The following is a 14485-nucleotide window of genomic DNA, read 5'->3' as shown; positions in this document are numbered from 1 at the left end:
TCATAGAATATGGTCTTGTGATTGTCTACGAATACCCCTTCAACGAATTAGTCCGGAGCATGCTTCGGCTAGAGTATTTGTTCGCCCGTTTTAACCATTTTTTACGATCAGATGATCCCGAACTTCATCACAACGCTATCTCCATTTTGTTTGACTTAGGTGATATCGGCGCCCGTGGGGATATTAAGTCTCTTTTATTAAAAGAATTTGAGCGTCAAAAATATTCACTCAATGGCTTGAAGTCCTCGCAAAAAGTAGATCAAGAAGCTCTTGTACAAACGATTACGGAAATTGATGCTGCTGCATCCAAAATTAATCGTTCACTGGGCAAGCCAAATGCGATCATTACAGAAAGTGAATGGCTTAATGCAATTCGTACTCGCCTAAATATTCCAGGTGGCACCAGCCCGATTGATTTACCAAGCTACCATGCTTGGAAAAATAGTCCTGTCGTTGAACGACGCGCCTTACTAGAAAATTACATTACTCCTTTATTGCCCTGGTATGAAGCGGGACAATTATTCTTGCGTCTACTGCGTCAGTCTGGAGAAGCGAAAGATGTGATTGGCCATAACGGCTCCTTTCAGCAAGCACCCTCGGGCAAGGTCTATCAATTGATGAGAATTGCCCTTGAGGACGACAGCCTTTATTCGGAGATCAGTGCAAATAAATATTTGTTATCGATTCGTTTTCTTAAAGCCGATCGAGATAAAAAAGCGCAACTCATGAACGATGATGTGCCCTTTAGGCTGACACTCTGTCAGTTCTAACTCAGACTCAATTTCAGTTTTTCTAGCATCGGCCAAGCGGCCGGCAATAAAGGCTCAACACTGGGTTTCTCGGCGAGCAGATCTTGCCAAGAAAGTTGCTGCCCCTCGCAGCCTATTGGCTCACCCTGCCAACTCCGAATGATATTGACGTGAAGTCTGACATAAGCATGTGGATAATCATATTCAAGGACCATGAATTCTTCGCAAGAATCAATATGAATTCCAAGCTCTTCCTGAAGCTCTCGTCTGAGAGCTTCAAACACAGTTTCACCAGCCTCTATTTTTCCGCCCGGAACCTCCCAATAGCCAGCATAAGGCTTGCCTTCTGGACGTTGGCCTAATAGATATTTACCATCCTGATTAATCAAGATTCCGGCAGCAACCTCAGTTACTGGACGATTGATTTCAGTCATTCATTGAATACTTATGCGTGCGAACCAGCCCAGTGTTTCGCAAATTGCCAGGCAACACGACCGGAGCGTGAGCCCCGCTCTAGGGCCCAGACCAGGGCTTCAGCTCGGGCTGCTTCAATTTGCTGAGCATTAAGCCCAAAATGTTGGAGCCAATGTGCCACGATGGCGAGATATTCATCTTGCTTTGGCGGATAAAAAGAGAGCCACAAACCAAAACGTTCTGAAAGAGAGATTTTTTCTTCAACCACTTCACCCGGATGAAGTTCACCATCATCAGTGTGCGTGTAACTTTCATTGTCTTTCATGTACTCAGGCAGTAAATGGCGACGATTAGAGGTCGCGTATATCAAAATGTTATCGACCTGGGCAGATACCGATCCGTCGAGGGCGGATTTCATGGCCTTATATCCTGACTCACCATCTTCGAAAGAAAGATCATCACAAAAAATGATGAAACGCTCAGGGCGATCTGCTAAGAGATCCGTAATATCGGCCAAGTCTGCTAAATGCTCTTTTTCGACTTCCACTAAGCGCAAGCCTTGCGCAGCAAACTCATGCAAGCTTGCCTTAATCAATGAGGATTTTCCGGTACCTCGCGCGCCCGTCAATAAAATATTATTGGCCGGCTTTTTTTGGATAAAGTTTTTAGTGTTGTCGCGAATAGCATCACGTTGGCGATCAATATTCTGGAGATCTTCGAAAGTGATATCTGAGACATGCTTGACTGGCTGCAAAAAACCAATACTTCCAAAAATACTATCCCTCCGACGCCATCTAAACGCAGTAGTCGATTTCCATTGCTCATCAGAAAGTGACTTCGGTAAAAAAGTTTCTAAATGGCTCAGTAGCCTATCAAGTTTATCGTTCATATCAGCTTATGAGCGGTAGTCCGCATTAATTGAGACGTAGTCATGAGATAGATCGCATGTCCACATCGTTTGCGCAGCGGAACCACGCCCAAGATCAATCTTGACCGTGATCTCTGGCGCCTTCATGATCCTTTGTCCATCAGCCTCTTGGTAATGAGGATTGCGTCCACCATCCTTTGCAACCCAAACATCGCCAAGCCACATCTGTACTCGGCCAACATCTAAGTCGGTAATGCCGGCATAGCCAATTGCCGCCAAGATTCGACCTAAATTGGGGTCACTGGCAAAAAAAGCTGTCTTCACCAAAGGAGAGTGGGCAACAGCCTCAGCTACCATCTTGCATTCTTGCTCAGTTTTGCCACCCAATACTTCAATCGTTATAAATTTAGTGGCGCCCTCACCATCGCGCACAATCATTTGCGCCAATTGCCTAGCTAAGGTGATTAACCCATCCTTTAGCAAGCCGTAATTAGGGTCTTGTGCCGAAGCAACCTGAATCCCCGACTGCCCTGTTGCCATAATGATGAATGAATCATTAGTTGAAGTATCGCCATCAATCGTAATGGCATTAAACGAAAGATCGGCTACTTCTTTAGTCAGCGTGGTCAACAAGCCTGGAGCAAATCCAGCATCAGTCGCAATAAATCCTAGCATCGTTGCCATATTAGGATGAATCATGCCGGCACCCTTGCAAATACCGGTGAGCGTGGCGCTCCCAGCAGATGTTGTTACGGTAAGGGAGGCGGCCTTAGGCTGAGTATCCGTAGTCATGATGGCTTCTGCGGCATCAAACCAGTTATCCTCACCTAAGTTAGAAATTGCCTTAGGCAAGGCGGTGATGATTTTTTCAATCGGCAGAGGCTCCAAAATGACACCTGTCGAAAAAGGCAGAATTTGTTCGGGCTTTAATTGCAAGTCTTTTGCTAAAGCGACGCAAGTTTCCTGAGCATGCTTCATGCCACTCTCGCCCGTGCCAGCATTGGCATTGCCTGTGTTCACTACCAAGGCACGAATATCTCCAGCACCTCCATGACGAGCCAGATGCTCTCGACAAATTTGTACAGGTGCTGCACAGAAGCGGTTTAAGGTAAACACCCCTGCAACCTGAGAGCCAGGCGTCAAGGTCATGACAAGCAAATCTTTACGATTTGCCCTCTTGATGCCTGCTTCTGTAATGCCCATCTGAAAGCCTTTGACTGGCTGCAGTTCACTTCTGAGAGGTAGCGGTAGGTTTACGGTCATAGTTTGATTATTGTAGATGAGGCTTAAAAAGGAAGCGCGCCACTCAAGGCGCGCTCGTTCACTCTAAACAGAATGGTTTTAGACTTTAATCGGTAACTCCCGAATGCGCTTACCAGTTGCCGCCGCAATCGCATTGACCAAAGCTGGTGCAACCAGGGGTACCCCAACCTCGCCAAGACCACCCGGCGTTTCCTGGCTTGGTACCAGATAGACCTCAACGATGGGGGCTTGATTGATTCGGATGCTTTGGTAGTTATTAAAGTTACTCTGCTGAACTCGGCCTTGCTCGATGGTGATTTCATCATAGAGAGCGGCGCCCAATCCATACAAAATACCCCCTGTGAGCTGAGCTCTCGCCTGATCAGGATGAATGGCAATTCCGCAATCAGAGACAAAGGTAATTTTTTTCACTGAAGTACTTGCAGCATAGGGATCTAATTCAACTACACAAGCAGAATAAGTTCCATAGCACTCCATCTGAGCTACACCAAAACGCTTGCTACCAGCTTGATAACCCGATTTTTGTGCAGCTAATTTCAAGACTGCGGCAGCCCTAGGTTGCTTTGATAAAGCGCTCAGTCTAAATGCCACTGGGTCCTTGCCAGCTGCTTTAGCGGCTTCATCCATAAAGCTCTCAACAGCAAAGGCATTAAGCGTATTACTCACAGAGCGCCAGTAACCCACCCGAATTCCAGATTCTTCAATCACATTACGAACTTCTAAGTTCGGAATGTCGTAAGTCAGATTTGCGGAACCCTCCACCATGAAAGGATCATTACCATCTTTTACAAAGGCTGGAAATGCTCTGGCTGTTACTGATTGAGAAACCATTTTGGTTTTCAATGCTGAAATCTTGCCATCTGCACTTAAGGCTGCATCCATCTGATGAATGCTCATTGGACGGTAAAAATCATGTGTAATGTCGTCTTCTTTGGTCCAAAGCATCTTCACCGGCATACCCGATACTTTGGCGATCTCAGCAGCTTGACGAATAAAATCTAGCTCGAGCTTGCGCCCGAAACCACCGCCCAGGAAAGTAGTCTCTACCGTGACATCCTCAGGCTTCAGACCGGTTGCGACAGCCGCAACTGCTTGAGCGCCTTGTTGAAACTGAATCGGACCAATGATTCTGCACTTACCGTCGGCAACTACTGCAGAACAATTCACAGGCTCCATGGTGGAGTGCGCCAGGTAAGGCATGAAGTATTGGGCGCTCAGCTGTTTGCCATTGACTAGTGCAGTATTGGCATCGCCTTTTGCCTGAATCACAGCCCCAGACTTTGTCAGTCCCGACTCTAGCTGTTTGCGCATCCCAGCATTACTGATGGAAGCACCTGCGCCCTCGTTCCAGGTGATCTTTAACGCATCCCTACCTTTGCGAGCAGCATAGAAGTTTTTAGCTAACACTGCCACACCATCAGAGATTTGGACTACCTTAATTACTCCCGAGACTTTCATAGCTTCGGCACTATCTACACTAGTTGGAGTGCCTCCAATCACCGGACACTGAGCAAGTGACGCAATTGCCATCCCTGGAATCTTCACGTCAATACCGAAGACAGCGGTACCAGATACTTTGGCAGGGGTATCTAAGCGGCGCATACTCTCCTTACCAATCACCATAAAGTTTGCTGGCGACTTGAGGGCTGGTTTCTCAGGAAGGGGCAATGTTGCCGCTTCAGCTGCCAGTGCTCCATAAGTGGCTGATTTTCCGCCAGCGTGAGTTACCTTACCGTTCATTGCCTTACATTCAGATACAGGAACACTCCAACGATTCGCGGCAGCTTGTACTAATACACTTCGAGTTGCGGCACCAGCTGTGCGCAATTTATCAAAGGCCTCGCGAACGGATGAAGATCCACCGGTAATTTGGCCACCCAACAGGGCATTGATATAGACCGGCGCGACTCCAGCAATTTGTACCTTGACCATGGATAAAGGAATATTTAATTCTTCAGCAAGCAAGGCTGGCATGGAGGTATACACGTCTTGACCCATTTCCGAGCGAGCGCAAATGAGTGTGATCTGATTATCAGGCGTTATTTGTACCCAAGCATTTACTACGGTAGGACTTGCGGGATTGGTTGCGGCATCGCTTGTCAGAGGCAAGTACATGCCCAATACAAAGGCGCCTGTTGTAGCTGCACTCTGCTGAATAAATTGACGACGTGAGGGGCTTTTTACCGAATTCATTTTCATATTTTTTCCTTAAGCCAATTTATCAGCAGCACGTTTAACTGCTTTTTCAATTCGAGCATAAGTACCGCAACGGCAAATATTGCCACTGAGGGCATTTTTGATATCACCAGAACTGGGGTGTTTATTTCGAGTCAGTAAATCTGCGGCCGACATCATTTGTCCTGTTTGGCAATATCCACACTGGGGCACATCAAACTCAACCCATGCCTCATGCAAGGCGCTGCCCATTTTGGGCGCAAGGCCTTCTAGAGTGGTGATATTTTTTCCAGCTGCCGCAGAAACGGGCATAGAACAAGAGCGAATCGCGCTGCCATCCAAATGCACCGTACAAGCCCCACATAAAGCTGCACCACAGCCAAATTTGGGGCTAGTCACATCCAAATGATCTCTTAAGACCCACAAAATTGGAGTTTCAGGATCACCCTCAAAATTGACTGATTTGCCGTTGAGATTAAAAGTAGTGCCCATTGTTATTCCTCGATGAATATTGAATTTATATTACAAATAGCATTGTTATCAGATCAAATCATGCCATAGTCGCCAAAGGACTCGACTAGGGATTTCACCAAGAAAAAAGCCCAGACTCAGTCTAGGCTTTCAATATGACAAAAATTCATTGGGGCTTAACTTAATGCACCGTGACAATTCTTATATTTCTTCCCACTACCGCAACTACAGGGATCATTGCGGCCAATCTTGGGTCCAGTTCGAATGGGGGCAGGAATGATTTCAATTGCAGCGCCCCGATCACCAGTAGAGCCAGCCACCTCCAAATCGGGATCAGCATGCTGATACTGTAAATCTGAAAGCTTAGCCAAATCATCATTCATAGATTCAGAAGCTTTATCTAACTCGCTAGCGCTTCGTATTTCCACCGTCATAATATTTTTGACGACGTCACTCTTAATCACGTTAAGCAACTCGCCATAGAGCTCAAAGGCTTCGCGACGATATTCTTGTTTAGGATCTTTTTGAGCGTATCCGCGAAGATTAATGCCTTGGCGCAAATGATCTAATGCAGCCAAATGTTCACGCCAGTGGGTATCTAAACTATAGAGCAGAACTGAGCGCTCAAAACCCGCAAAAGAAGGGCGGCCAGATAGGGCAACCTTAGCGTCGTAGGCTTCTTGAGCAGCTTGTAGCACCCGCTCAACAATTTCTTCCTCTTCGACTGTATCGGCCGCTTCAACCCATTTTTGCAAATCGAGACTTAAACCCCATTCACTTGCTAAAACATTCTCAAGGGCAGGCAAATCCCACTGCTCTTCCATCGATTGTGGTGGAACATAGGTGGCACAGATCTCACGAACCACATCTTCACGTAAATTGGCAATGAGCTCACCAATATCACCACTCTCAAGTACTTCATTGCGCAGACGGTAAGTTTCTTTACGCTGATCATTTGCCACATCATCATATTCAAGCAGTTGCTTACGAATATCAAAGTTACGACCCTCTACCTTACGCTGAGCAGATTCAATCGAACGCGTGACCATGCCAGCTTCAATCGGTTCGCCATCAGGCATCTTGAGACGCTCCATCACTGCACGGAGACGGTCACCTGCAAAAATACGGAGCAATGGATCATCTAAAGATAGATAAAAACGGGATGAACCTGGATCACCCTGACGTCCTGAACGTCCACGCAGTTGATTATCAATGCGGCGACTTTCATGACGCTCTGTACCAATGATATGCAAGCCACCGGCATTCAGGACTAAGTCGTGCAGACTTTGCCACTCGTCTTGGAGCTTCTGAATCTTGCTCGCTTTTTCTTGGGCAGATAGTGAGGTGTCTTCATTGATGAGAGCAGATTGTTTCTCGACATTGCCACCCAAGACGATGTCGGTACCTCGACCAGCCATATTGGTCGCAATCGTAATCATCTTTGGCCTACCAGCTTGCGCGATAATTTCAGCCTCTCGAGCGTGTTGCTTCGCATTCAAGACTTGATGCGGTAACTTCTTCTGAGTCAGCAATTGCGCAATGAGTTCAGAGTTCTCAATTGAGGTAGTACCAACTAATACCGGCTGTTGACGCTCATAGCAATCCAGAATATCTTTCACCACGGCATCGTAGCGCTCGCGTGAAGATTTAAAGATCTGATCTTGACGATCTTTACGTTGACTAATCCGATTGGGCGGAATCACAACAGTTTCTAAGTTGTAGATTTCTTTGAACTCGTAGGCTTCAGTGTCAGCGGTTCCTGTCATACCTGCTAACTTGCCGTACATTCGGAAATAATTTTGGAAAGTAATGGTAGCTAGAGTTTGATTCTCATTCTGAATCTGAACGCCTTCTTTAGCCTCAACTGCTTGATGCAAGCCCTCACCCCAACGTCGACCCTGCATGAGTCGACCCGTAAATTCATCAACGATGATGACTTCATTATTTTGGACAACGTACTGTTGATCTCGATGATAAAGAGAGTGCGCCCGTAATGCCGCATAGACGTGATGCATCAAGCTAATATTTTGTGGTGCATATAAGGAGTCACCGTCTGTGAGCGCTCCTAGCTCGACCAAGATAACTTCAGCTTTATCGTGACCCTGCTCAGTGAGATATACCTGATGCGACTTTTCATCAACCCAGTAATCGCCGGGTACTTCCACACCAGTACCGTCTGCCTTTTCTTCACCAATCTGGCGCTCTAAGCGGGCTGGCAGTGCATTGATCTTGATATATAAATCAGTATGGTCTTCCGCCTGCCCAGAAATGATCAAAGGCGTTCTCGCCTCATCAATTAAGATCGAATCGACTTCGTCCACGATCGCATAAGCTAAGCCACGCTGTACCTTTTGGTCCAAGTCTTGAACCATGTTATCGCGCAGATAGTCAAAGCCAAACTCATTATTAGTGCCGTAGGTAATGTCGGATGCATACGCTTTTTTCTTAGACTCATGATCCATCTGAGATAAGTTCACGCCAACTGTCATACCCAGGAAGCTATAAAGCTTCGACATCCACTCAGCATCACGTTGTGCTAAGTAATCATTCACGGTCACGACATGTACGCCCTTACCCGTTAATGCATTGAGATAGACTGGCAGAGTTGCAGTAAGAGTCTTACCCTCACCAGTTCCCATCTCCGCGATCTTGCCTTGATGTAAAGCAAGACCACCCATCAATTGAGAATCAAAGTGACGCATTTTCATAATGCGTGCGCTGGCTTCGCGAACGACTGCAAAAGCCTCAGCTGCGATATCGTCAATTGACTCGCCAGCACTTAAGCGCGCTTTGAATTCAGCAGTTTTAGCCTGAAGTGCAGCATCATCCAAAGACTGCATCGCTGGCTCGAATGCACCAACCTTAGCAACGACTTTGCGATACTGCTTTAAGAGGCGGTCGTTACGACTGCCGACCAGGGTTTTAAGAAGACCGATTACCATGGGATATTGAAGAAAATTAAGCTCTTGAGTTTATCACCCGAATACACTGATTTCATGAACCAGCCCCCTAAATCCCACTTGAAGAAGCAGGCTCTTGAGTGGCAGGACTATCTAAAAGACTCCCACGGTCTTGGAGGGATCCTGGCCAAAACCGAAGATATAGTCAAACTCAAATCGGCATTGGGGCAGTGCTTAGCCGAAGCAGATTTATCTAATTTAAGCTCAAAAATCGAGGCTGGCTGGCGCTCTGGGGGTCAAAATGAACTTTTTTTACTAGTTGGTAGTGCGAGTATTGCTAGTCGTTTGCAACAGATTTTACCGAGCCTAATCAATGGCTTAGCCAAAAGAGGTTACCCCTGTACCAGTATCAAAGTCCGGCTGAAACCTGCCACAAGCGGCTGGGAGGTGAAACCTCGGGAAGCTCAACCAGCTCGTGCTCGAGGCTTTAATCCAGTCGCCAGAGCATCTTGGCAGAATCTATTGGAAAAATTGCCTCTGGATTCAGAGTTGCGTAAGGCGGTTGAGCATTTACTGAGCGGAAAATAATTCCGCCAGATCAGAAAAAGAGGGGCTGATTTTCTTGGGAATAGGCTGCAGGAGCGTTATTTTCTGCAAAAGAGCGAATTTCGTAGGCACTCGGATCCTCCAGCAATTTTCGCAAGAGCGCGTTATTGAGCGCATGGCCCGATTTCTGAGCGAGATAAGCTCCCACAATTGGGTGACCAATTAAGTAGAGATCGCCAATCGCATCCAAAATCTTATGGCGCACGAACTCATCGTCGTAGCGTAATTCTTCATTATTTAAGATGCGATGCTCATCCAAAACAATCGCATTATCTAAGCTGCCGCCACGCGCTAAGCCCATCTCTCTTAAAGCTTCCACTTCGTGGGCAAATCCAAAAGTTCGTGCACGCCCTATTTCACTCCGATAGGCATGCTCAGCAAAATCGACTACAAATCGCTGACCTGTTTTATCAACTGCAGGATGCTTAAAGTCGATTGTGAAATCCAACTTAAAACCAAAGAAAGGCTCAAGGCGTGCCAGTTTGTCGCCCTCCCGAACTTCAATGCTTTTTTTGATCACCAAGAACTGCCGGGGTGCTTCTTGCTCAGCAATACCGGCAGACTCAATCAAAAATAAAAAAGAGGCGGCGCTGCCATCCATGATGGGCACTTCTTCACCATCAATTTCAATCAATAAATTATCTAATCCCAAACCAGCGCATGCAGAAAGTAAATGCTCAACCGTGGAAACTTTGACGCCATCCTTTTGAATAACTGAAGCAAGCCTGGTATCACATACTGCCAGAGCAGTTGCTGGCACAAGCGCTTGCCCTGGAGTGTCGATACGAACAAACTGAATACCCGTATTCACCGGCGCAGGCTTGATGGTCAGAGTTGCTTTACGCCCCGAGTGCAAACCAATTCCAACGGTTTTTACTGGGGAGGCAATCGTACGCTGCTTCAACATTATTTGATTGAGATTAGATTTGAATTACAGCTGTTTCAAGACAGAGGCAGCATCACTCACTACAAACTTACCTGGAGCCTCTAGGTCTAATGTTTTGACTACGCCATTGTCCACAATCATGGCATAACGTTGAGAACGCACTCCCAAACCACGTGAGATTAAATCAAATTCCATACCTAACTTTTTGGTGAACTCAGCACTACCATCACCAAACATACGAATTTTTTTACCTACTTTTAGATCGCGGCCCCAAGCACCCATCACAAATGGATCATTGACCGAAACACACCAAATTTCATCAACGCCCTTGGCCTTGAGAGCATCGTAGTACTCCAAATATCCTGGTACATGTTGAGCAGAACAGGTGGGAGTAAATGCGCCTGGTAAGGCAAAGATCACAATCTTCTTGCCAGCGGTAAGCTTTTCAACTTCGAAAGCATTTGGACCCAAAGCACAACCTTCGGTAGCCTCTTCAATGAACTCATAGAGAGTGGCGTTTGGTAATTTTTGTCCGACTGCAATCATGAGATCTCCAAATCAATAGAAGTAGTGGTAAATGAGTATGCCAGCGCTAGCGCGGGATTCGTCGTCCGGAGGGGCGCCGCGCTGGCATTGCGCACTATCTATTGTATTGAGCAGTTAATTAGTCTGCTTGTTTACGTAAAAAGGCTGGAATCTCATAGTAATCCGTGCCTTTATCCAACATGGTTTTTGCTTGAGGTGAGCTATCAGCACCCAAAGTCGGTGCTGGAGCAGTCTCACGCGAGTTTCTGAAAACCCGTGGCAGATCATATTGACTGTAATCAACCCCTGCAGAAGCAGGCTGAATTGCAGGCGCAGACCCGGTCATTGGCATCGAAGCTGAGACATTCATAGCGGAATCTAAACCTACCTTACTCATTGCCGCAGAAGGACTGGCAGGAGCAAAACTATTTAAATCGGCCATAGTTGGCATAGCATCATGCGTACCCGTAGCTTGTCTCCAAACTACTTCAGGCTGGCTATTTTGACGTGCTAGGGGATTATTCAAACCAGTCGCAACGACCGTTACACGCAGTGCATCACCTAAGCTATCGTCGTATACCGTACCAAAAATCACAGTAGCGTCATCTGCAGCATAGCCACGAATCGCAGCCATCACTTCGCGTGTCTCTGACAACTTCAATGAACGGCTAGCAGTAATATTGACTAGGACGCCGCGGGCACCGGATAAATCAACACCCTCAAGTAATGGTGAAGCAACTGCCGCTTCAGCAGCCAAACGTGCACGATCCATACCAGAAACAGTTGCAGTTCCCATCATGGCTTTGCCTTGCTCACCCATCACGGTCTTGACGTCCTCAAAGTCAACGTTAATTAAGCCTTGAACATTGATGATCTCGGCAATACCAGACACCGCGTTATGCAATACATCGTCCGCACAAGCAAAAGCTTTATCAAACTCTGCATCTTCACCCATCACTTCAAATAGCTTTTCATTCAGAACCACAATGAGTGAGTCCACATGATTCTCTAGTTCGCTTGCACCATTCTCAGCAACCTTCAAACGCTTAACACCCTCAAAATCGAATGGCTTACTAATGACACCAACTGTCAAAATACCCATCTCTTTTGCAACTTGGGCAACCACCGGAGCAGCGCCAGTCCCGGTACCACCACCCATACCCGCGGTGATGAATACCATGTGGGCGCCTTGCAATACATCAGCAATGCGAGCACGGGCTTCTTCAGCAGAGGCTGCACCAATTTCTGGTTTAGCCCCAGCTCCCAGACCGCTAGAGCCTAGTTGCAAATTCACAGATGCCTCAGAACGCTGTAACGCGCCAGCATCGGTGTTCATGCAAATAAACTCTACGCCGTCTACACCGCGACGAATCATATGCTGGACAGCATTGCCACCAGCCCCACCGACTCCAACTACCTTAATGATAGTTTTCCCGGCTGTTTCTTGATCTAACATTTCAAATTCCATATACCCTCCTAGGTAAAAAACGTACTACATTGACGACGACGAAAAACAACTTAAAAATTTCCTGCAAACCATTCCTTCATCCGCGACACCACACTCTGTAATGCGCCAGATTGAGAGACGCGACGACCGCGTAATAACTGAGCCTGGCCTTCCATCAGCAAACCAATGCTGGTAGCAAAACGAGGGCTTCTTAGAACTTCATGAAGATGGCCGCGATATTCAGGAGTCCCTACTCGAGCGGGGCGTAAAAATACTTGCTCTGCAAGCTCAACCATGCCTGGCATCAAAGCTGTGCCACCAGTCAAAACAATTCCAGAAGAAACCATATCCTCATAGCCAGATTCGCGAACGACACCACGGACTAATGTGAACAACTCCTCAACTCGAGGCTCAATAACCGCTGCTAATGCCTGCTTAGACATGGGACGTGGATCTCTATCACCAACACCTGGCACATCAATCATTGCCGCTGGATCTGCCATATCTTGACGAGCAATACCATATTGAATCTTCAAGTCTTCCGCATCGATCGTTGGCGTGCGCAGAGCCATCGCAATGTCGTTGGTAATTTGGTCGCCAGCAATTGGAATCACTGCAGTATGGCGAATGGATCCTTGGCAATAAATAGCGATATCCGTAGTGCCGCCGCCAATATCTACCAAAACAACGCCTAACTCTTTTTCGTCTTCAGTGAGCACCGCCAAACTAGAAGCCAAGGGTTGCAAAATTAAATCATTCACTTCTAAACCACAGCGACGTACACACTTCACAATGTTTTGGGCAGCACTAACGGCGCCTGTCACGATATGTACCTTGACCTCGAGACGTAGACCGCTCATTCCGATTGGCTCACGCACATCCTCTTGACCATCGATGATGAATTCCTGAACTAGGATGTGCAGAATTTGTTGATCTGTCGGAATATTGATCGCCTTAGCAGTTTCGAGAACCCGCTCTACATCACCTTCGCTCACCTCTTTATCACGAATAGCCACCATGCCACTCGAATTAAAGCTAATGATGTGATTTCCAGCGATGCCAGTGAAGACTTGTGCAATTTGACGATCAGCCATGACCTCGGCTTCTTCCAGTGCCTTCTGAATCGACTGCACGGTTGCCTCAATGTTCACCACAACGCCTTTTTTCAACCCTTTTGAAACGGTTTGACCAACTCCGACTACATTGAACTGTCCATCAGGCGCTAACTCAGCAACCAAGGCAACTACCTTGGAGGTGCCAATATCTAACCCGACCAATAAATCGCGATTGTCCTTACTCATTCCAATTCCTCATGAATATATTCATTGCTTAAGCTCACTTTTTTTTCCATTTGGGTCATTCGTTTTGATATTGACAGAAGCTAAGTGAACTGCAAAACCATTGGCGTAGCGTAGGTCGATTGCATCTACTCGATTAGCCCACTTATCTTGGACCTGAGGCCAATATTTAAAGAGTCGCGCAACTCGTTCCTCCGTTAAGTTTTTGTCTGAACTTTCTTCATCGCGTCCAAATTCCACTTTCATCCCGTTGGATAGCTTGACATGCCATGCATATCGATCCGATAAGGTTAGCGAGCTAATTTCTGTATTCCATGGCTTAAACCAGGCATTGGCTTTCTCATATAAACGCATCACCTCTTGGCCAGCATCGCTCGGCCCACGGAAATCAATCAACTGGGTATCTTCTGGAAGCTCTGAAGTACGTCCGCTAAATATTTCTCCATGAGTATTGATCAGCTGATGGCTATCGGCTCCACCCCATGTACCAAAGGCTTTCTGTTCTTCAATACTGACAACTAGGCCATTAGGCCAAATACGACGTACATTGGCGTGGCGAACCCATGGCATAGACTCAAAGCCCTTCTTCACATCTTCCAGTTTGACGCTGAAGAAATTTCCTTGAACGGTCTCTAGCACTTCTTGCTTCACAGTCGCTTTATTAATGTGTTGCAAGGTTTGACCTGTCACAGGCTCAATTTGAACTTGTTTAAGCACAAAAACTGGACGCTGACTTAGCCAAACCAAAATACCAATCACTAGCATCACTACAAAACAACGAGTCAAGAGACGGCTTAACTTTTGCATTCTCTCTGGGTGATTCCAGATCGGAGACATTACAAAAGCAAAGAAATTGCCAAACTGTTGTAGGAAGTGACTCATG

13 protein-coding genes are annotated in these 14485 nt (G+C 46.7%); 2 read left to right on the top strand and 11 right to left on the bottom strand.

Annotated features, from left to right (window positions below; genetic code table 11):
- The first annotated feature begins 17 nt into the window (after positions 1 to 17).
- Positions 18 to 770: a cell division protein ZapD gene (zapD, locus tag ICU98_RS00955; RefSeq protein ID WP_215352295.1), complete on the top strand. Its 753-nt coding sequence runs from the start codon at positions 18 to 20 to the stop codon at positions 768 to 770.
- Here zapD and mutT read toward each other — a convergent pair.
- The 6 genes from mutT to secA form a co-directional block, all read right to left on the bottom strand.
- The gene (mutT, locus tag ICU98_RS00950) at positions 767 to 1183 is read right to left on the bottom strand and encodes an 8-oxo-dGTP diphosphatase MutT (protein WP_215352294.1); all 417 of its coding nucleotides are present in this window, start codon (positions 1181 to 1183) and stop codon (positions 767 to 769) included. The two genes, zapD and mutT, sit on opposite strands and share 4 nt — an antisense overlap.
- A gap of 11 nt (positions 1184 to 1194) precedes the next feature.
- Positions 1195 to 2052, bottom strand: coding sequence for an ATP-binding protein (locus ICU98_RS00945; RefSeq protein WP_215352293.1), 858 nt, complete (start codon positions 2050 to 2052; stop codon positions 1195 to 1197).
- Between the two features lie 6 nt (positions 2053 to 2058).
- A complete protein-coding gene (argJ, locus tag ICU98_RS00940; protein ID WP_215352292.1) occupies positions 2059 to 3294 on the bottom strand; it encodes a bifunctional glutamate N-acetyltransferase/amino-acid acetyltransferase ArgJ in 1236 nt (411 codons plus the stop codon).
- Between the two features lie 78 nt (positions 3295 to 3372).
- On the bottom strand, positions 3373 to 5493 hold the full coding sequence (locus ICU98_RS00935; RefSeq protein ID WP_215352291.1) for a molybdopterin cofactor-binding domain-containing protein: 2121 nt from the start codon (positions 5491 to 5493) through the stop codon (positions 3373 to 3375).
- Between the two features lie 9 nt (positions 5494 to 5502).
- Positions 5503 to 5961, bottom strand: coding sequence for a (2Fe-2S)-binding protein (locus ICU98_RS00930; protein WP_215336858.1), 459 nt, complete (start codon positions 5959 to 5961; stop codon positions 5503 to 5505).
- Positions 5962 to 6116: 155 nt separating this feature from the next.
- Positions 6117 to 8882, bottom strand: coding sequence for a preprotein translocase subunit SecA (gene secA / locus ICU98_RS00925; RefSeq protein ID WP_215352290.1), 2766 nt, complete (start codon positions 8880 to 8882; stop codon positions 6117 to 6119).
- Between the two features lie 54 nt (positions 8883 to 8936).
- On the opposite strand from secA, the gene ICU98_RS00920 reads away from it, so the two are divergent.
- Positions 8937 to 9428, top strand: coding sequence for a hypothetical protein (locus tag ICU98_RS00920; RefSeq protein ID WP_215352289.1), 492 nt, complete (start codon positions 8937 to 8939; stop codon positions 9426 to 9428).
- Between the two features lie 10 nt (positions 9429 to 9438).
- Here ICU98_RS00920 and lpxC read toward each other — a convergent pair whose 3' ends face one another.
- The 5 genes from lpxC to ICU98_RS00895 all read right to left on the bottom strand — a co-directional run bounded on the left by lpxC (position 9439) and on the right by ICU98_RS00895 (position 14484).
- Positions 9439 to 10353, bottom strand: a complete 915-nt coding sequence (lpxC, locus tag ICU98_RS00915) for a UDP-3-O-acyl-N-acetylglucosamine deacetylase (protein WP_215336852.1) — start codon at positions 10351 to 10353, stop codon at positions 9439 to 9441.
- Positions 10354 to 10377: 24 nt separating this feature from the next.
- The gene (locus tag ICU98_RS00910; RefSeq protein WP_215352288.1) at positions 10378 to 10878 is read right to left on the bottom strand and encodes a peroxiredoxin; all 501 of its coding nucleotides are present in this window, start codon (positions 10876 to 10878) and stop codon (positions 10378 to 10380) included.
- Positions 10879 to 10996: 118 nt separating this feature from the next.
- Positions 10997 to 12325, bottom strand: a complete 1329-nt coding sequence (gene ftsZ / locus ICU98_RS00905; protein WP_215352287.1) for a cell division protein FtsZ — start codon at positions 12323 to 12325, stop codon at positions 10997 to 10999.
- Positions 12326 to 12375: 50 nt separating this feature from the next.
- On the bottom strand, positions 12376 to 13605 hold the full coding sequence (ftsA, locus tag ICU98_RS00900; RefSeq protein ID WP_112202822.1) for a cell division protein FtsA: 1230 nt from the start codon (positions 13603 to 13605) through the stop codon (positions 12376 to 12378).
- Positions 13606 to 13626: 21 nt separating this feature from the next.
- The gene (locus tag ICU98_RS00895) at positions 13627 to 14484 is read right to left on the bottom strand and encodes a cell division protein FtsQ/DivIB (RefSeq protein WP_215352285.1); all 858 of its coding nucleotides are present in this window, start codon (positions 14482 to 14484) and stop codon (positions 13627 to 13629) included.
- Position 14485 lies beyond the last annotated feature (1 nt).

This window comes from Polynucleobacter sp. MWH-P3-07-1 (assembly GCF_018687555.1).
Taxonomy (GTDB): Bacteria; Pseudomonadota; Gammaproteobacteria; order Burkholderiales; family Burkholderiaceae; genus Polynucleobacter.
Note: the sequence above shows the minus strand (reverse complement) of the source record. Positions and strands in the feature narration are given on the sequence as shown.

Coding starts and splice junctions, on each gene's coding strand:
- ICU98_RS00910 (WP_215352288.1), bottom strand. CDS start 10,878: ATGATTGCAGTCGGACAAAAATTACCAAACGCCACTCTCTATGAGTTC.
- argJ (WP_215352292.1), bottom strand. CDS start 3,294: ATGACCGTAAACCTACCGCTACCTCTCAGAAGTGAACTGCAGCCAGTC.
- ftsA (WP_112202822.1), bottom strand. CDS start 13,605: ATGAGTAAGGACAATCGCGATTTATTGGTCGGGTTAGATATTGGCACC.
- ICU98_RS00895 (WP_215352285.1), bottom strand. CDS start 14,484: ATGAGTCACTTCCTACAACAGTTTGGCAATTTCTTTGCTTTTGTAATG.
- ICU98_RS00935 (WP_215352291.1), bottom strand. CDS start 5,493: ATGAAAATGAATTCGGTAAAAAGCCCCTCACGTCGTCAATTTATTCAG.
- lpxC (WP_215336852.1), bottom strand. CDS start 10,353: ATGTTGAAGCAGCGTACGATTGCCTCCCCAGTAAAAACCGTTGGAATT.
- ICU98_RS00920 (WP_215352289.1), top strand. CDS start 8,937: ATGAACCAGCCCCCTAAATCCCACTTGAAGAAGCAGGCTCTTGAGTGG.
- ICU98_RS00930 (WP_215336858.1), bottom strand. CDS start 5,961: ATGGGCACTACTTTTAATCTCAACGGCAAATCAGTCAATTTTGAGGGT.
- ICU98_RS00945 (WP_215352293.1), bottom strand. CDS start 2,052: ATGAACGATAAACTTGATAGGCTACTGAGCCATTTAGAAACTTTTTTA.
- ftsZ (WP_215352287.1), bottom strand. CDS start 12,325: ATGGAATTTGAAATGTTAGATCAAGAAACAGCCGGGAAAACTATCATT.
- mutT (WP_215352294.1), bottom strand. CDS start 1,183: ATGACTGAAATCAATCGTCCAGTAACTGAGGTTGCTGCCGGAATCTTG.
- secA (WP_215352290.1), bottom strand. CDS start 8,882: ATGGTAATCGGTCTTCTTAAAACCCTGGTCGGCAGTCGTAACGACCGC.